The 17,892-nt window shown below is 61.7% G+C and carries 17 protein-coding genes; 10 read left to right on the top strand and 7 right to left on the bottom strand.

Features of this window, described 5'->3' with window-relative positions:
• Positions 1-48 precede the first annotated feature (48 nt).
• Positions 49-1,314, top strand: coding sequence for an MFS transporter (locus tag ABH944_RS29830; RefSeq protein WP_404610867.1), 1,266 nt, complete (start codon positions 49-51; stop codon positions 1,312-1,314).
• A 10-nt stretch (positions 1,315-1,324) separates the two neighbouring features.
• On the opposite strand, the gene ABH944_RS29825 is transcribed toward ABH944_RS29830, so the two are convergent.
• Positions 1,325-2,629, bottom strand: coding sequence for an MFS transporter (locus ABH944_RS29825; RefSeq protein WP_404610866.1), 1,305 nt, complete (start codon positions 2,627-2,629; stop codon positions 1,325-1,327).
• A gap of 76 nt (positions 2,630-2,705) precedes the next feature.
• Positions 2,706-4,085 (bottom strand): NAD(P)H-dependent oxidoreductase, encoded by a 1,380-nt coding sequence (locus ABH944_RS29820; protein WP_404610865.1) that lies wholly within the window; start codon positions 4,083-4,085, stop codon positions 2,706-2,708.
• A 162-nt stretch (positions 4,086-4,247) separates the two neighbouring features.
• Here ABH944_RS29820 and ABH944_RS29815 point away from each other — a divergent pair, with 162 nt between their 5' ends.
• The 4 genes from ABH944_RS29815 to ABH944_RS29800 all read left to right on the top strand — a co-directional run bounded on the left by ABH944_RS29815 (position 4,248) and on the right by ABH944_RS29800 (position 8,323).
• On the top strand, positions 4,248-5,144 hold the full coding sequence (locus ABH944_RS29815; protein WP_404610864.1) for a LysR family transcriptional regulator: 897 nt from the start codon (positions 4,248-4,250) through the stop codon (positions 5,142-5,144).
• Between the two features lie 128 nt (positions 5,145-5,272).
• Positions 5,273-5,950 (top strand): GntR family transcriptional regulator, encoded by a 678-nt coding sequence (locus tag ABH944_RS29810; RefSeq protein WP_404610863.1) that lies wholly within the window; start codon positions 5,273-5,275, stop codon positions 5,948-5,950.
• 61 nt (positions 5,951-6,011) lie between these two features.
• Positions 6,012-7,295: a dicarboxylate/amino acid:cation symporter gene (locus ABH944_RS29805; RefSeq protein WP_404610862.1), complete on the top strand. Its 1,284-nt coding sequence runs from the start codon at positions 6,012-6,014 to the stop codon at positions 7,293-7,295.
• Positions 7,292-8,323: a threonine aldolase family protein gene (locus ABH944_RS29800; RefSeq protein ID WP_404610861.1), complete on the top strand. Its 1,032-nt coding sequence runs from the start codon at positions 7,292-7,294 to the stop codon at positions 8,321-8,323. Before ABH944_RS29805 ends, ABH944_RS29800 begins: the two co-directional genes overlap by 4 nt.
• A gap of 34 nt (positions 8,324-8,357) precedes the next feature.
• On the opposite strand, the gene ABH944_RS29795 is transcribed toward ABH944_RS29800, so the two are convergent.
• On the bottom strand, positions 8,358-9,764 hold the full coding sequence (locus tag ABH944_RS29795) for a phospholipase D-like domain-containing protein (protein ID WP_404610860.1): 1,407 nt from the start codon (positions 9,762-9,764) through the stop codon (positions 8,358-8,360).
• A 457-nt stretch (positions 9,765-10,221) separates the two neighbouring features.
• Between ABH944_RS29795 and ABH944_RS29790 the strand changes: the two genes are divergently transcribed.
• On the top strand, positions 10,222-10,608 hold the full coding sequence (locus ABH944_RS29790) for a potassium channel family protein (RefSeq protein WP_404610859.1): 387 nt from the start codon (positions 10,222-10,224) through the stop codon (positions 10,606-10,608).
• Between the two features lie 202 nt (positions 10,609-10,810).
• The gene (locus ABH944_RS29785) at positions 10,811-11,425 is read left to right on the top strand and encodes an HAD family hydrolase (RefSeq protein WP_404610858.1); all 615 of its coding nucleotides are present in this window, start codon (positions 10,811-10,813) and stop codon (positions 11,423-11,425) included.
• Between the two features lie 152 nt (positions 11,426-11,577).
• Here ABH944_RS29785 and ABH944_RS29780 read toward each other — a convergent pair whose 3' ends face one another.
• Positions 11,578-12,000, bottom strand: coding sequence for a tautomerase family protein (locus tag ABH944_RS29780; protein ID WP_404610857.1), 423 nt, complete (start codon positions 11,998-12,000; stop codon positions 11,578-11,580).
• 150 nt (positions 12,001-12,150) lie between these two features.
• Between ABH944_RS29780 and ABH944_RS29775 the strand changes: the two genes are divergently transcribed.
• From ABH944_RS29775 to ABH944_RS29765, 3 genes are all read left to right on the top strand, one after another.
• Positions 12,151-12,729 carry a TetR/AcrR family transcriptional regulator gene (locus ABH944_RS29775; protein ID WP_404610855.1) on the top strand — a complete coding sequence of 193 codons (579 nt, stop codon included), beginning with the start codon at positions 12,151-12,153 and terminating at the stop codon, positions 12,727-12,729.
• A gap of 211 nt (positions 12,730-12,940) precedes the next feature.
• The gene (locus tag ABH944_RS29770; protein ID WP_404610854.1) at positions 12,941-13,099 is read left to right on the top strand and encodes a hypothetical protein; all 159 of its coding nucleotides are present in this window, start codon (positions 12,941-12,943) and stop codon (positions 13,097-13,099) included.
• A 15-nt stretch (positions 13,100-13,114) separates the two neighbouring features.
• Positions 13,115-13,891, top strand: a complete 777-nt coding sequence (locus tag ABH944_RS29765) for an alpha/beta hydrolase family protein (RefSeq protein WP_404610944.1) — start codon at positions 13,115-13,117, stop codon at positions 13,889-13,891.
• Positions 13,892-13,980: 89 nt separating this feature from the next.
• On the opposite strand, the gene ABH944_RS29760 is transcribed toward ABH944_RS29765, so the two are convergent.
• The 3 genes from ABH944_RS29760 to ABH944_RS29750 form a co-directional block, all read right to left on the bottom strand.
• Complete coding sequence (locus ABH944_RS29760) at positions 13,981-14,487, bottom strand: GAF domain-containing protein (protein ID WP_404610943.1); 507 nt, start codon at positions 14,485-14,487, stop codon at positions 13,981-13,983.
• An 89-nt stretch (positions 14,488-14,576) separates the two neighbouring features.
• The gene (locus ABH944_RS29755) at positions 14,577-17,030 is read right to left on the bottom strand and encodes a penicillin acylase family protein (protein ID WP_404610853.1); all 2,454 of its coding nucleotides are present in this window, start codon (positions 17,028-17,030) and stop codon (positions 14,577-14,579) included.
• 16 nt (positions 17,031-17,046) lie between these two features.
• Positions 17,047-17,886: an ATP-binding cassette domain-containing protein gene (locus tag ABH944_RS29750; protein WP_404610852.1), complete on the bottom strand. Its 840-nt coding sequence runs from the start codon at positions 17,884-17,886 to the stop codon at positions 17,047-17,049.
• Positions 17,887-17,892: the final 6 nt, after the last annotated feature.

Below are 17,892 nucleotides of genomic sequence, written 5' to 3'. Positions count from 1 at the left end.
ATGCATCACTAGGATGGCTTCTCAGACCCCGTTTTGAGAACCCGTTCGATGAATCCATCCGCAGAATGTCCCGCCCGTGCCATCACCGCGCCGGAAGCCGACAACCCGCACAGACTCACCGGGCCGCTGACTGTCTTCTTCGCGACGGCAGTCGGCGTGATTGTGATGAACCTGTTTGCCGCGCAAACGCTGACCGGCGCGATCAGCCGCAGCTTGCATCTCGCCCCTGAATTCGCCGGCCTCGCCGCCATGCTGCCGCAGCTCGGCTACGCAGTCGGCCTGGTGTTGCTCGTGCCGCTGTGCGACCTGCTGGAAAACCGCCGGCTGATCGTGCGCACACTGGCGTGCGGCGCCGCTTTTCTCGCCATCGCGATGCTTACCGATTCACGCGTAGTGTTTCTGGCCGCTGTCTTCCTGGCCGGTGCCGCGTCCAGCGTGATCCAGATGCTGGTGCCCATGGCCGCTTCAATGGTGCCGGAAAGCCATCGCGGGCGTGCAGTCGGCAATGTCATGAGCGGCCTGATGCTCGGCATCCTGTTGTCGCGTCCGGCGGCCAGCGTCATTGCCGGGTCCATCGGCTGGCGTGCTTTCTACGGGCTTGCCGCGGTGATCAATGCGCTGCTTGCCGTCGTCCTGTACATGAAGCTGCCTGCGCGCGTGCCAGGCACCCCTACGCGCTATCCGGCGCTCCTGCGCTCGCTCTGGACGCTGATGCGCACCGAGCCTGTGCTGCAACGGAATGCTGTATCGGCGGCGTTGGTGATGGGCGCGTTCAGCGCGTTCTGGACGGCGATCGGCCTGCGGCTCGTGCAGCCGCCGTTCAGCTTCGACATGAATGGCGTCGCGCTGTTCGCACTCGCCGGCGCGGCGGGTGCGATCGTGACGCCCCTCGCCGGCCGCGCGGGCGACCGCGGGTGGGGTCGCAGGACCTTGCTCGCCGGCCACCTGACCATGCTCCTCGCGCTGGTGGCAATCGGCGTGGCAGGCGCGGGCTGGGGAGGCTTTTCGGCGAGCGCCCATCCGGTGCTGGCGGTGGCGATGCTCGTCGCGGGCGCGGCCGCACTCGATGCAGGAGTCGTCACCGACCAGACCCTGGGTCGGCGGGCGATCAACCTGATGGATCCCGCTGCGCGCGGAAGGTTGAACGGTCTATTCGTCGGGGTGTTTTTCGTCGGCGGCGCGTTGGGCGCAGCGCTTTCCGGCGCTGCGTGGGCGATGGACGGCTGGACCGGCGTCTGTGTAGCCGGATTCGTTTTCACCGGCCTCGCTTTCGTTCTGCGGCTAACGAGGCGAGGCCGGATAAGCAACAAGTAACGATCGGTAATCACCGATCCGCGAGTTTGCCCGAGATGGTTCGCACCAGCAGCGCACCGAGCACCAGACACGCGGCAACGAAATACAGTCCCATGCGATTGTCGTGGGTGGTCACGTTGAGCCATCCCACCGCATAGGGCGAGACAAAACCCGCGAGGTTACCCACGCAGTTGATTCCCGCAATCCCGACCGCCACGGACGTGCCGGCAAGGAACGACGACGGAATGCTCCAGAACAGCGACAGCGCCGACAATATGCCCGCAGCCGCCACGCTCAACCAGATCACCGCGAGTGCGGGATGGTGGCCCACGTACCCGCTTGCAGCGAACCCGATCGCGCCGATCACCGCCAGCACGGAGAAATGCATCCGGCGCGAACGGAAGCGGTCCGAGCTCATTCCGGTCAGCACAATCGCAGGGATCGCGACGAGATAAGGAATGGCCGATAACCAGCCGATGGTCGAGACGTCGCTGAGCCCCGAGTCCTTGATGATCGACGGCAGCCAGAAGCTGATGCCATACAGGCCGATGATCTGGCAGAAGTAGACGGCGCAGAGTTTCCAGATATGACGATCGGAAAGAATGGCGCCAAAGTTTTGATGCGTCGTCTTCTCGGAGTCCTCTCGATCGATCTCCCCTGTCACCTGGGCTTTTTCATCCTCGGTCAGCCACTTCGCCTGCGTGGGCCGGTCGACCATCAGTGCAAACACCGCTATGCCGCAAAGCAGGGCCGGAAGCGCTTCAATCAGGAACAGCCACTGCCATCCCGCCATCACGGTGGAATGGCTGAAGCTGCTGAGTACCCAGCCCGACAACGGACCGCCTACCACGCCTGACAACGGAATCGCGATGTAATACACGCCCAGCGCGAAGCCCCGTTTTCTCGCGGGAAACCAATAGGTCAGATACAACATGATGCCCGGCGAGAAACCGGCTTCAGCCACGCCTAGGAAAAAGCGGGCGGTGTAGAACTGCATCGGCGTTTTCACCAGCAGCGTGAGTGCGGAAATAATCCCCCACGTGATCATGATGCGCGCGATCCAGAGACGGGCGCCAACCCGGTGCAGGATCAGGTTGCTGGGCACTTCGAAAATAAAATAGCCGATGAAGAAGATACCCGCGCCCAGGCCATAGACAGCATCGCTCATGTGCAGGTCGTTCAGCATCTGCAACTTGGCGAAGCCCACGTTCACCCGGTCGAGATAACCGCACAGATAACACAGCACGATGAACGGCATGATGCGCCAACTGATCTTGCGGTACACGTCGGTACGCGCCGCCGGCCCCACCAAAAGGGTTTCGCTGATATGGCTCATGTCTCCTCCGTCGCCCTTTGCCGGACGTTATAGAGTGCGGCCGGGCGGACGCCCGGCCAGATTCAATCAGGCATGCTTATGATGCGAGCTTGTCGGCTACGACCTCCACGCCGAGTTCCTTGCGGAACAGCGCCTCCATCTCGAGACGTACGCGCACGGCTTCTTTCGTAGAGTCGAAGGCCACGTCGCTCCAGCGGACCGGGCGCCCTGCCGCTACCGGCCGCTGCAGCACCATGTTGTGCGCAAGGCCAATGGGCAACGCGCCGTGCAGCAGCGAGTCCACTGCGGGCATCAGCTTGCCGTAGACGGTGTGGCCGCCCTCGCCGTCCAGCCGTTCGCCTGCTCGCAGATCGCGCTTGGCGGTGGCGGCCACGTCGCCGTGGAATCCGGTAGTTGCGCCCGTTGCCTCTCCCCTCACCGCAATGCTTGCAATCGATACCCCGAGTTCAAGGCCAATCAGGTGATACGGCTTGTACATGGCGGCGAAACGCCCGCTCTTGTTAGTCTTCAGACCGTATTGCGCAAAGCAGTCGCGGACGTAACCGGAAGGCGCTTCAAATACGGCATAGACACCCCAGCGCAAGTCACGGAACACGGGACGGCCGTCGCGCTCAAGCGACGACACCACTTCCACGCTGCCACGATGCGGCAAGATTCCGCCCTCGGAGGCCGGGCGCAGCAACTCCGGCAGATCGTCGACGCCACAGGCAGGAAACGCCAGGCCGTCGGGGGGCGGGCGCAGATCGCACGCGTTCGATACCGCCGCCATTTCCAGCGCCGACTTCGTGCCGTCGAGGAAGGAGTTGAACATCTGCGCGTTGAAGTCGCCGGAAGCAACCTGCTCTTCCGTGAAGCCGTAGTAACTCCAGACGGTGTCGGGCGTCGACTGGTGATAGACCGGCAAGTACTTGGTGCCCTTGCCCGCGCAGATGACTTCAAAGCCGATCGTGCGAGCCCAGTCCACCAGCTCCGCAATCAGCGCCGGCTGATCCCCCGAGGCCATCGAATAGATGATGCCCGCCTCAGCCGCGCGCCGGGCAAGCAGCGGACCCGCGAGGACGTCCGCTTCAACGTTGACCATCACAATGTGTTTCTTGTGCTTGCAGCACAGCAGCGCGTGATGAATGCCCGCAGCAGGGCTTCCCGTTGCATCGATGACGATATCGACGTGGTCGCTTACGATCATTGCATCGGCGTCGTCGGTGATGAAAGTCGAACCGCTGCGCAAGGCCTCAGCCCACGAACCGGCCGAGTAACGCGCTTCTTCCCAGCCCACCCGTTGCATCGCGCTGCGTGCCCGGGCCGGCGACAGATCCGCAATGCCGACCAGATGAATGCCCGGCGTACGCGGCGCCTGCGAGAGATACATCGAACCGAATTTACCCGCGCCGATCAGCCCTACTCTGACGGGACGCCCTGCCTGGGCACGAGCTTCGAGCTTCGCGATAAGCGACATGCTGTCTCCTTTTTTCATACGGTTGAATCGCGGTTCGTCATGGTTCGTCATACCGGGATCGAGCCGCGCGCCTTCGTCGGGGAAGGACATGAAGCCAAAGATAGCAGCCAGCTTTTTGCAATAGAATGGGCAATTCCACAACCGCGCTGTGCAAAAATTCCGATGCGAAGATTTGACTGGGATTCCCTGCAAGCCTTCCTCGCTGTTGCTCGCGCGGGCCGTCTCACTGTCGCGGCGCAACAAATGGGCATCGACCATTCCACGCTGAGCCGGCGCGTGGCGTCGCTTGAAGCAAGCATCGGCGTGCAGTTGTTCGAGCGTCGGTCGGTCGGCTTTCTGCTGACACCCGAGGGGGAACGTTTGATGACCGATGCCGAGGCCATGGAGAGCCTGGCGCTGCGTATCAACGCGCGTCTGGGCGATCCGTCAGCCGGCCTGACGGGAACGGTCAGGGTCGGCACACCGGAAGGATTCGGCACTTACTTTCTTGCGCCCAGGCTTGCGAAGCTCACGGCCATGCACCCCGACCTGGAGATAGAACTGGTCGCCAATCCGCGCACATTCAGCCTCTCCAAACGCGAAGCCGATATTGCGGTGACCATGACGCGCCCAAGTCAGGGCCGCGTCTATGCTCACAAGCTCAACGACTATTCGCTCGGGGTGTACGCAGCGCCCCGGTACCTGGAGACGCATGCGCCCATCAAGGCGTTCCAGGACATCTTCAATCATCCCTGGATTGGTTACGTCGAAGATCTGATGTGGAGCGCGGAGCTCGATTACCTGTCGCAGATCTCCACGTCCCTCACGCCGTCCGTGCGTATTTCGAACGTCATCAGTCAGGCGGCAGCGGTTAGCGGCGGGGTGGGTATCGGCGTATTGCCATGCTTTATTGCGCGCATCGACCCCACTCTCGTTCGTATTCTCCCCGATGAAATTTCGCTCAGCCGCTCTTACTGGCTGGTCTCGCATGCGGACTCGCACGATGTGGCACGAGTCAAGCTGTTAGCGGATTTCATCCGTGCCGAATGCAGCACGTCAGGGTTGTTCTGGGTGGGATAAGGCCACCTGAAGGCCACCTGGAAATCCAGGACTTTCACATCGCATACGCCGCTGACGCGCATTGCACGCCACGCGGACTTTTGCAAAAAATCTTGCCAACTGATTTTTTCCATGCTGGTATACCAGTCATGAACCAGATAGAAACCAGTGAAATTCCCGAACCTTACGCGAGCCTTCGCGCGTTGATCGTCGATGGGTCGCTGCGCCCGGGCGAAGCACTTTCCGAACGTAGTCTTGCCGAGCGCTTGCAGGTCGGCAGGACGCCCATTCGTGAGGCGGTCAAATGGCTCGCGCGCGACGGCCTGCTCGAAATCGTGCCCATGCGCGGCACGTTCGTGCGCGAGATGTCCGTCGCCGACCTGCGCGAGATCCACGAAATGCGTCTTGCGTTAGAGGGCATGGCAGCTTTCCTCGCCGCTCGCCATGGCCGCGGCGCTTCGCTGGACGACGCGGCAGCGGGACTGCAAGCGCTGGTAGCCGGGGTGGATGCCGGCGGCGTGCTGGACGTGGATGAAGCGCAGAGCATTGGCTGGGCATTCCACGACGCCATGTTCGAATGCGCCGACAACGGGCGCTTGCGGCAGACCTACCGGAACCTGCGCGACCAGAGCGGCCTCGCATTGCGGCGCGTTGAACGCTATAGCGCCGAGCGGACGAAACAGGCGGTGCTGGAGCACCTCGAAATCTATGCGGCGATTCAAGCCGGCGACGCCGAAGGCGCCCGCGGACTTGTCTATGGCCACATTGAACGCGCGATGCAGATTCGCCTGAAGTTTCTCGCGCACACGGGTGACGAGCGGACGTAAGCGTCCTCTCTGCCGCTCAAGTTATTCACATCGATCAACCCCTGCCCCCGGGAGAATAGTCATGCGGTCGCATCACGGTCGTAGAAAGATAGCCTTGCCTTTGCAGATGCTTCTCGGACTTGTCCTGGGGTGTGCAGTCGGGTTTCTGTTTCCGCATTTCGCCGAGAAGCTTGCGCCGGTCGGCACCGCATTCGTGCAGGCAATCAAGATGATCGTCGTGCCACTCGTGTTCACCGCGATCACGCTCGGCATCTGCCAGATGGGCAATCAGGCGCGCTCGCTCGGACGGGTATCCGCGATCAGCCTCATCTACTTCTTCGTCGCGACGGTGATCTCGATCTTCATCGGTCTCGGCCTCAATGCGCTGTTCCATCCGGGGCTCGGCGCCAATCTGGCCGAGGCAGCCAAGCCGGGCAAGGTGGTTGCCGCGAGCGTGGACTGGACCAAGTTCTTCCTCGACATGATTCCGAGCAACATCGTGGCCGCCATGTCCGGCAGCAACCTTCTGCCCGTGCTGTTCTTCGCCGCGCTTCTCGGACTTGCGCTGGGCTCGCTGGGTAACCGCGCGAAGCCGCTCATCGACGTGCTGGATGCACTGATGGCCGCTGTTTTCAAAGTGACGGACTGGATCATTTCGCTCTCGCCCATCGCCATCTTCGCGATCATCTCGTGGCTGTTCGCCACTCAGGGAATCGGGACGCTGCTGTCGCTTGTCAAGCTGGTGGGGGTCATGTATCTCGGCCTTGCGCTGCTCGTGGTGATCTTCGCGATCATCCTGAAGGCGATCGGTGAAAAGCCCTGGCAGGTGAGCCGCCAGATCAGCGAACCCGTGCTGCTGGCGTTCGCCACGCGTTCGTCGGAAGCGAGCCTTCCGGTGCACATGGAGAAGCTGGTCCAGATGGGCGTGCCGAAAGCCGTGGTTTCCGTGGTGCTGCCGCTCGGCTATGCCTTCAATCGCGACGGGTCGATCATGTACTTCGCGCTCGCGGTCGGTTTCCTGGCGGACGCGTATCGTATTCCGCTCGACTGGCACACGCTGCTGTCGATCGTGATCGTCACCACGCTTGCCAGCAAGGGCAGTGCAAACGTGCCCTCCGGCGGCCTCGTGGCGGTCGCGATGGTGCTCACCACCATCGGCGTTCCAGTCGAAGCACTCGCGATCATTGCGGGCGTCGACGCGTTTCTCGACATGGGCCGCACGGCCATCAACGTCTATAGCAACACGGTCGCCGTCAAGCTGGTGATGAAACTGGCGCACGTGGCTTATGAAGAGCCGGAGGCCGAGCCGGCACAGGACTCAAGTTCACCGCAGCACGCGGCGAATGCGCCGAGGGGGCTTGCATGACCGGCATGATTGATCTGCGCAGCGATACCGTGACGCGCCCGACCGATGCCATGTGGGACGCGATGCGCGAAGCAACGCTTGGCGACGACACGCTGGAGGGCGACGCAACCGTCCAGGCGCTGGAACAGGAAGCGGCAGCATTGCTCGGGAAAGAGGACGCGCTCTTCGTATGCAGCGGCACCATGGGCAATGTCCTCGCGACACTCGTTCACGCGACCCGCGGCGGCGAAGCCGTCCTCGACCAGCACGCGCACATGGCCAACTCGGAAGGCGGCGGCGTCTCGCGCCTTGCTGGCCTGTTCTGCCGCACGATTGCCTCACATCGCGGGGAAATGGACCTGGACCTTCTGAGCGACAACGTCCGCGGCGGGTATTCGCGCTACGGCGAGCCAACGGCAATGGTGGCTATCGAAACGAGCCATAACGCTGCGGGCGGTTGCGTTCAAGGGCTCGAGTATTTTTCTCGGGTGGCAGGCGTTGCACGCGAGCGTGGCGCGGCGCTCCATCTGGATGGCGCGCGTCTGTTCAACGCGGCGGCAGCGCTGGGTGTGGAAGCCCGCGAGATTGCCCTGTATGGCGATAGCGTCACGTTCTGCCTGTCGAAAGGACTGAGCGCGCCAATGGGTTCGGTGTTGCTCGGCTCGCGTGAATTCATCGAACGCGCAAGGACGCTGCGCCGGACCATTGGCGGCGGACTCAGGCAAGCGGGCATCATGGCCGCTGCCGGTCTGGTCGCGTTACGGACAATGCCCGCGAAACTTGCCGATGATCACCGGCGCACCCTGATGCTTTGGGAAAGGCTACGGGAAAACACGCGCGTGGAGATTGATCGTGTTGCGCCGCAAACCAATATCCTGCGGCTCGCGGTACCGGACGGCCGCGCGGAAAACCATGCGCGATGGCTCGCGACCCAGGGCGTTGCGGTGCGGGCGAGCAGCCCGCAAGCGATGCGTCTTGTGATTCACCGGCATATTGACGACACGGCTATCGACACAGTGAGCAATGCGTTTGAGGCACTGCCAGGATAATGATCCGGATCACGAATCATACCCCTTGCGTCATCTAACGCGCCCGGGGTTCGCCATACGTCACGGGATCCAGGCTGCATGCGAGACCTTGCCAGCCGCCATTGCCAGCTTGCCATCGAGCCGCATTTTCGTAGGCTATATGTTGGTATAGCTGCAGTGCCGGGCGGTCGTCCAGGTGCCCGGTATCTTGTCCGAGATGTTCAAGCAGAAGCTGGCAGCGCAGCGCTCGCACCACGTCACGATCCCACACCGTTGCATTCATCTCGCTGTGTCCGAACAGGGAATTGGCGTGCAGGTTGCACGAGCCGATCGTCGCCCATTCGTCGTCGACCAGCATGATCTTCGCGTGAACGTAGACGTATGCCCGAGCGCCGGATTGCGTTTGCCCGGCAATGCCCGTCAGCGTGAAATGCTCGTATTGGCCGAGTGCTTCCAGCCGGTCGAAAAACGGCTTGCGCTCGGGACGTTGCCGCCACAGGCCCAGATATTCCTCGGGCTCACCCGACACGAGAAGGACAACCTGTACGCCTCGTTCAAGCGCGTCCTCGAGCGCGAACGCAATCTCGGGCACGGGGAGCGCCTGATTCTCCAGGTAGATCGTGCGGCGGGCCGCGTTGATCGCCAGCAGGTATTGATGGGTGATCGACCGCTCGCCGCCAACGATGTAATGCGCAGCGCTTCCAGGCGCAGCATGAGGGTCGCCATAACAACCCGCATGCACGTTGCGTTGAATCTGGACAACGCTGCCGCCTCGTGCATCGGACAGGCCATGAGGGAAGGGCAAACGCTCGTCGCTGTCATGCCCCCATACTCCTGACTCCGTGTTCCGCTCGCTGGCCTCGTTCCATCGTTGCACGAAATTGTGGTGCACGTCGCTAGCGGACGGACCTGTGACCTCGACATAGATATCGTGGCGTTGCCCTTCACCCATGTGACCCGGTTCGACCGCAGCGAAAGTAGGATTGATCCCGCCGACAAAAGCCGTTTCCGATTGCGCGCCCGCATCGATCAGCCAGATCTTCTGATGATGACAATAAGCAAGAGGAGCACGGTCCCAGCGGGCGCGAAAACGCGAGCCGCGTCGGGCTAGCAGATCGAAGTCCGTGCTTGTCCCGGCGAACGTCTGGCCGTAGCCACTGCTCTCGGGATTTGGCCGCCAAAAAATCACACGAACGTCTACGCCCCGTTCGACCGCGCGGTCTAGGACATCGAAAATCGAGCCGCGTCCATCCGGCATCTGGAAATCCGTGGCGATGAAAGTGACCGTGATCCAGACGCTGTGCCGCGCATGCTCCACCGCTTCGCAAATCCGGCGGAAAGCCGGACCGCTATCGATCAAAGGCCGGACCCGATTCCCTCCCCGCCTCGGATAGGATCCGTGCGCGATGAACGGAATGTGTTGCCCCGATTCAGCGGTGGCGGGCGCGTCATGTTGATCCATTGGGGGAACTCCTTATCCGCACTGTCGGCAGTGTTTGAAATGGGCAGGTCACGATACCGGAAATCCGTGACACTGCAGAACTGCGGACACTATCCAATGCAAACGTGCACACCGTATCTCGCTGCGGTTATAGAAATCTTCTTGCGTAGTCGTGCCGGTTAGTCAGCCAAGCAGCCTTGAATAATCCCGGACTGCATCGGCAATCGGACATGAACGCGCTCGCCAGAAAGATCCTCCCGGAGGTTGGCAACAAGCTGGCATAAAAAGCAAGGGCCATTCGACTATCTCAGTGCCGGGCATACTGTCGAAAACCCTTGACTCTCGGGCGCTGTAGCGGAGCCGTGGCTCTATCGACCGATTCAATCCATGTCGGATTTCGCTCATTTTTAGGATAAACCACGTAGTACTATCGATCTTTTTTAGAAAACATGGCCTGCAGCACTGCGAGATTCATCACATGAACGACACACCCAAGAACCCGGTTCGCGCCCAGATCCAGCCAAAGCATGCGATTGCCGAGATTGCCAGGGTTCTCTGGCACCTGCGAAGCTTTCTGACTTTTCTGCTGATCCTGTTCCTCACTTTGTCGGTCACAATGCATTACTTCGGCGGCACAGTCGACACAAGCACGCGAACACAATCATCGCTGGGTCAAACTTTCTACTTTTGTGCAGTCGCGGCACTGACCATCGGCTACGGCGACGTGGTACCCACCACCGTGCTTGGCCGGATTGTTGCGGTATTGCTCGGGTTGCTCGGCGTGTTGATGACCGGCGTGGTAACAGCGTCCGCTGTGTATGGTATTCAGGTGGCTGGGCAACGGGCCGGCCTGTTACCTCGGTAGACGCGGACGGCTGCTGGTCCACCTGTACGAGAGATAAACACTATGGCCGATGCCAACAACCTGGCCGGCGGCGTTAATCCTTGCTTAGCCGGGTAACCACCGTATTTTTCGTCAAGGCACAATAGAAACTTCCAGCGGCCTGCAGGCATATCACCCGATGAATGCTTCGCCTTCTGGAAGCTTTCACCGCGAGGCCCACACCATGGCAGCATCCCCCGCGCTGGTCCTGTTCGACATGGAAGGCGTACTGTCTCACTACGACCGCTCCGCGCGAGTCGAGCACTTGTCCGCCGTATCAGGTCAAGCGCCCGACGCCGTGCGCCACGCTATCTGGGGCTCCGGACTCGAAGCGCGCGCCGACGCCGGACAGATCAGCGACGACGAGTATCTAAGCGCATTGGGCGTGCTGCTAGGCTGCTCGATCCATCGAGACGACTGGCTGGCTGCCCGCCGCGCGTCGATCACGCCTTACACGGAAGTGATCGCACTCGCCGCATGTGTTGCCGAACGCTCCCGGATCGCGGTGCTGACAAACAACTGCCGCCTGGTGACTGATCATATTGGCTATCTGAATCCTCCCGTGGCGCAACTCTTCGGTCCTCACGTGTATGCATCCGCTTCGTTCGGTGCGGCGAAGCCGGCGGCTCAGGCCTATCTTCGCTGCCTCGAACAGCTCGACGTAAGCTCGGATGAAACGCTTTTCATCGACGACTCCGACCCCAACGTAGCAGGCGCTATTAGTGCCGGTCTGCACGGATACAAGTTTGTCAGCGTCGATGCGTTATCAGAAGAACTGACGCGCCGGCAATTGCTTTAGCGCATGCAATCAGCCCTGGTTCAAAAGAAATCAAACCGCACCGGGTGTAGAAGTCGAGAGCTTGCTCACACGCTGCCGTGAAGAACAGGTAGTTTGAAAGCTGCGTTGTCAATGCTCCCGGAGTGTGTTTCGTTGCGCCTGCGCGGTACGCGTTAGCTGGCGCCCTGCTGAATAGCCTCGCCAATCTCGGCGTTGGAATACGCCTTCCCGCCGATACCCCACGCGCCGTCCACCGCGTACGTCACGTTGACAAACGTCCGGTCGCGCGGATGATCCCCCGCCTTGAACCGGTCGATGATGTCCGTGACCGCGCCAACAAACGCCTGCTTGACGTCGGCATTCGGGAAGGTGGTCGACGGAACCTTCACCTCGACAATCGCCAGCGACTGGGGCTTGCCGCCCACATAACTCCCCGACGCAGGACTCACGGTCAGATGACCAATGACGTTCGGGGTCATGAACCGGTTGCCGCTCAGGCCGTGTGCGCGCAACAACGCGTCCGCGACGAGCGGGAACACTTCACGCTCGCCTTCGCGGGTGAGAAGAGCTTCGGTGACCTGGATTGAAATAGGCATTTAAGCAACTCCTTGATGACGGTTGGTCGAATCAGAGTTCCTGCATTCACATCACGATCGTTATATAACGATCGTGATGTGGCGATAGTTTCACAACAATCGTGATATCGTCAAGCACCAAATATCGATCGTTATCTGGAGAGCGTGGACATGGCACATCGGGCGGATCAGAAGGAAGAAAGCAGGCTGAAGATTCTCAAGAGCGCAGGCCGGGGGTTTCGCAGCCTGGGATTCGGTGGCGCGGGGGTGGACGGACTGGCAAAGGATGCCGAGGTGACATCAGGCGCGTTCTACGTACACTTCAAGTCGAAAACGGCTGCGTTCCGCGAGGCGGTGACGGTTGGACTCGAAGAACTGAAAGGGGGGATCGAGCAGATGCGCGAGCAACGAGGAAGCCGTTGGCGCGAGGGTTTCATCAACTTCTACCTGGGAGACCGCCGCACCTGCGATCTGGCGGAGAGCTGCGCGCTGCAAAGCCTTTCGAGCGAAGTAGCCCGTGCCGATGACGAGACCCGGCAAGCTTACGAGACGCAATTGTGCGCGATCATCGAAGCAATGGCCGACGGACTGGAGGGAAAACCGAAGGCCCGGCGCGAGGAAGCAACCGCGCTGCTCGCCATGATGGTTGGCGGGGTAACGCTCGCGCGTGCAGTGCAGGATCCCGCAATCAGCAACGACATAGCCGCAGCCGTCCGCAAGGCCGCGCTCAAGCTCGGTGTTCAGGCTTAGGGACGGATAGACATTTTTAACTCAGGGGTAAGCGATCCGGCCTGCACCACCGAACGGCTTTTCCCATCGACATGACGCACCGGAATCTTCGCCGCATCCATACCCTGGATGCAGAACACATTCAGTTAGGGCCCGCGTTATCATGAAGAGTGAACCGACGAACAACGGTATATTCGAACTATCGACGAACTGCCCAAAAAGAGACGCGAGAATGAGTGAGGTCCAGCCTGCGCCCGTCACCATACATGCCGAGGACGGCTACGCGCTGAAGGGCCAGATATGGCGCCATCATGACGCTCTCGACGCCAGCGGACCCAGGCCCGTGGTCATCATCAACCCGGCCACATCGGTCCGGTGCAGCTACTACTAGCGCTTCGCCGCGTTCCTGCATGCACACGGATTCGACGTCATCACCTACGATTATCGAGGCATTGGCGGCTCGCGCCCGGCGTCGCTTCGCAGCCTGCACGCAGGGTGGCTGGACTGGGGACGCCTCGATTTCGAAGCGGTATTACGCCTGGCATCCAGCACGTTTCCTCAGCAACCTGTACAGGTTGTTGCCCATAGCGTAGGCGGCGTTCTGGTGGGACTGGCTCCGTCGAATCATCTGATCGACCGCGTTTTCAGCATGGGCGCGCAGTTCGCGCACTGGCGGGACTACGCCAGCCACAAACGATTCGGCATGCTGATCAAATGGCATGCCATCATGCCGGCGCTTACTGCCGCACTCGGCTACTTTCCCGGTGGCATGCTCGGCTGGATGGAAGACACGCCGCGCGGGGTCGTGCGCGACTGGATTGCGCCGCAACCCCGCTTCGAGGATGCGTTCCGGCACGGCCCGCACGCCCTGACGGAAGCCGAACGCGCGACCCTGGTCAAAGGTTTTTCCGGGTTGCAGGGGCCAACGCTTGCGCTCAGCGTAACCGATGACGAATTTGGCACGGCATCGGCCATCGAACGTTTGCTTGCTTACTTCAGGAACAGCCCGGTCACGCATCTGCGTATTCCGCCGGAGTCAATGGGATATCGCGAGATCGGCCACTTTGCGTTTTTCCATAGCCGCTTCGAAACATCGCTGTGGCAGATCCCGCTCGAATGGCTGAAGGCTCGCTCGGTGCGTGCCGACCTTGCGCAGTTTGTCGTCAAGACTGACGCCCGATGATTTGCTCGCACTGAAGCGGCGAAATCCATCTGCTGCACGGGAACGCACCCTTTCAACGCGCAAGCCCGGCATCGTGCTTTAGCAGCGCCTCAGGCCGGTGCCCGCGGCTCCCATGCCAGCTCCATGAATACGCGGCACAGTGCTTCCATTCCTTTGGCGTCGTCCTCGTCGAAGCGGGCCACTGAAGGACTGTCCACATCCCATACACCGGCCAGGCTGCCGTCTTTGGCAACCAGCGGCACGACAATCTCGGATTGCGATGCCGAGTCGCATGCAATGTGGCCGGGAAACTCGTGAACGTCCTGCACCACCTGCGTGAGGCGGGTTTGCGCGGCGGTGCCGCATACGCCCTTCCCAAGCGCGATGCGAACGCAAGCCGGTTTGCCCTGGAAAGGACCGACGACGAGTTCAACGCCATCGAAGAAATAAAAGCCGCTCCAGTTCAGGTCGGGCAGCGTGTGATACACCAGCGCCGAGAAGTTGGCCGCATTCGCGATGCGATCAGTTTCATCGCTGAGAAGCGAGCGCGCCTGAGCAACCAGCTCGTCGTATTGCGCCGCTTTTGAACCGGTTGATGGCTGGACGGTGAAGGACATGATGGATACGGTCGAAGCCATGACCGGTGAGGTCATGGCTGTTGAAAGAGTAGGGTTTTTCGACCATAGCACAGCGCGCCGAAGTCGGCTTACCTCGGCGCTTGCAGCTTCACGGACGTCATGCCCGGGTCAGCGGCAATGGCCTCTTCGGTGAACGGAAAGCGCAGCCATTGCTTGTCGGCGAAGCGGCGCGTGGCATCGCTGAAATGGGGCGAGGCGGGGTCGTCGGATTCCGAATGCGCCAGCATGGTGTCCGCCTGCACGCCGTTGGCGTCAAACGAAACCACTTGCATGTAGCTCTCGCCGTGGCCGTTGCGGTCGATTGCAAAGCCGCCTGCATCGAGCGGATGAAGCGCACATGTCACCGTGAAATAACCTGCATCGTCGCAGCCGCCAAAGAGCGGCACACGCTCGCCGTTGCGCTCGACATGCAGCAGTTCGCCACGGGTTGAGTCGAGCGCAAAACCGTAGCGCTGCATGGCAAGCACCGCGCCGCCGAGCGCCTGCTGAAGAGCGGGTTTGAGCGCGGGATTGGAGGCGTCGAGACCCCGTGGCGTCGCGAGCGGCGCGGCTGGATCGAACGGCACGCGATAGAAATGCGCCAGCCCCGCCCCATCCAGGCGACGCCAGAATTCGTCCCAGAGATTGGCGCCACGCGCATTGGTGTTGGCGGTGCCGTCCCACTCACGCAGTACCTTGCACGCCGGTCCAAGATCCACCGTTTGCGCCTTGCCGCCGGGCGTGCCTTGCGTGACTGAAACCACCGGATCCGATTCATCGGCACAAAGCGCATCGAGAATAGGCTTGCGGAACAATTGCTCCGACATGGACCGGCTATCCAGCACCTTCGTCTCGAGCGCGAGTCGCGTCACGCCGCCCTTCTGCACCTGCAATTCAGCCGCGAGCATGTGGCCAAACCGCGTACGCAGCGACTGCTCCGTGCCGGTAATGCCCGCCACTTGCGGATAACCTGTCATGGGCGCACTGGCGTTGGTCAGCCAGTAACTGCCGTTGAAGTTGCCGACGTAATCACCGCGCGCCATGCTCGGCACCCCGGCAACCGGCAATGCACCCGGCTGCACGCTCGATGCTTCCACGCGCCAGCCGCACGCACTTTTCGATCCATCGAGAAACGGCACACCGGGCGCCTTCGCGCCGAACGCGCGGCCAAGCGGTGTCGTGCAGGTCGCAGCGAGTGAATCAGGCACGTCCGGCACAGCGCCGAGGTCAGCGAACCATGCGCGTGGATCGTCGCGGCCAATTGCCAGGGTGTTGACCCACGGTGTAGCCGCGAGGCGCTTCTGGATCGCGATGAAGTCATCGAGGGAGCGCGCCTGGTCCCACAACAGGAAGTTCTCGAAGGAACGCGTGTTGTCGGTGTTCACGTCGCGCAGTGCGAACGCATGTTGCGCATTCCATGCGAGCGCCGGTGACATGGAGGACAGATCGATGAGCGGACCAAAACGCGAGCGGTACAGCGTGCGCGTGACGGGCTTCAGCGTGCCGTCGGCGCTGCGGGTCTGGACCGTGACAGGCACGCGTGTCATTGGCTCGCTGACGCCGTCGTACACATAACGCGTGGGATCGGCGGGATCGAGCGACAACTGGAAGATGCCGAAGCGCCGCGCGCTCGACACGGTATGCGTCCACGCGATGTCGTTGTTAAAGCCGATCATCACGACGGGCACGCCGAGGAACGACACGCCCGCCACATCCAGTTGACCAGGGATGGTCAACTGCGCTTCATAGAAGCGGTCAGGCCCGCGCCAGAACCAGTGCGGGTTGCCGAACAGGAGGCTGCGGCCTTCCTGCGTGACCGGCGCACCAAACGCAAGCGCATTGCTGCCAATACCCCGCCGCCCGCCTATATCGAACTGCGAGGGTGCAATATCGACAGCGCCGGTTTGCACGCCCGGCGCTGACGGCGCCTGTTTCGCAGGAGGCTGCGCATGCGCTATCTGCGGCAAAAACCGTGCGGCGCCGCCCGCGAGATTGGCTGCCACGAGCCGGCGGATGATATCGTCGGAAGTGATCTTGCCGACCCACGGCTTGCCTTTGCACTCGGCATTCGCGCCGCCCATGCGTCCCGCGTCCAGTTCGTCGACGTATCGGTTATAGCCCGCCGCGAAACCGTCCATCAACTCGCGAATGGGCGCGGACTGAGCGGACTTGTAGCGCTCGACGGCGCTCGAGTCGTCGACGAAACGAAAGAAGAAGTCGGCGTCGAGATTGCGCGGCTGACCGAAGGAAGCCGCTGACGGCGGACGCGCGTCGGCACCGAAATACGCCGAACGTTCGCCGCGAAACGTGACGAAACCATCTGCGAGCGTGCACAGGTTGTCTTGCGCCTGCACGTATCCGTAGCCATAACCGAGGCTGGCCCAGTCGTCGGCCTTGATATGCGGGATCCCGTCTTGCGTGCGGCGGATCTCGACACTAAAGGGCGACTGGGCGCTCGCGAGGTTTCGGGGAGACTGTACACAGCCGCTCAAGGTGACCGCGGCGAACACCACCGCAGCCGCGAGCCTGACAACTTGTTTCATGACATTGAACCTTGAATCAATGGGCGAAACTGATTGGTGAACCGCCGTGAGGGTGCTGGACCGTGCCCATCGGAATGCCGTAGATTGCGCCGAGCGTCTCACCGTGCATCAGCTCCGCAGGCGTACCCGATTCCAGCAGCCGGCCGCCCTTGAGCGCCAGCAGATCGTCGCAGAAACGCGCGGCCATGTTGACGTCGTGCAGCACTACCACCACACCGAGTCCGCGCTCCACGCTCAAAGTTCGCACGAGTTGCAAAACCTCGATCTGATGCGCAATGTCCAGCGCCGAAATAGGTTCGTCAAGCAGCAGGCATTCGCTGTCCTGCGCAACCAGCATGGCGATCCACACACGCTGGCGCTCGCCGCCGGAGAGGCTGTCCACCGTGCGGTGCGCGAAACGCTCGACGTCGGTCAGCCGCATGGCCTCTTCCACTTTCGCGGCGTCTTGTGCGCTGAAACGTCCGAGCGCCCCGTGCCATGGATAACGCCCCAGTGCGACGAGTTCGCGCACGGTCATGCCGTCGGCAGCAGGCGGTTGTTGCGGCAAGTACGCGACCTTGCGTGCGAACGCGCGGCCCTCCCAGTCGTCGAGTGGCTTGCCCGCGAAACGCACCGTGCCACTGCCTGGTGCTTGCTGGCGCGCGAGCAGCTTCAGCAGCGTGGACTTGCCTGAACCGTTATGCCCGATGAGCCCGCATACCCGGTGCTTGGGCAACTCCAGCGACAGCGGATGCAGCAGCACCCGATCGCCGATACTGAACGAGATCTCTTCGAGCGAATACATGGACTCGGGATCGGATGCACGAGTGACCGCGCGATCGGCGTCGTGGTTGAGAAATGCCGGGCTGGCGTTCATATTGGT

Origin of the sequence: Caballeronia udeis, from assembly GCF_044909315.1 — a bacterium.
Classification (GTDB): Bacteria; Pseudomonadota; Gammaproteobacteria; order Burkholderiales; family Burkholderiaceae; genus Caballeronia; species Caballeronia udeis_A.
The sequence above is the reverse complement of the archived record's forward strand: the minus strand, read 5'-3'. Positions and strand labels throughout refer to the sequence as shown.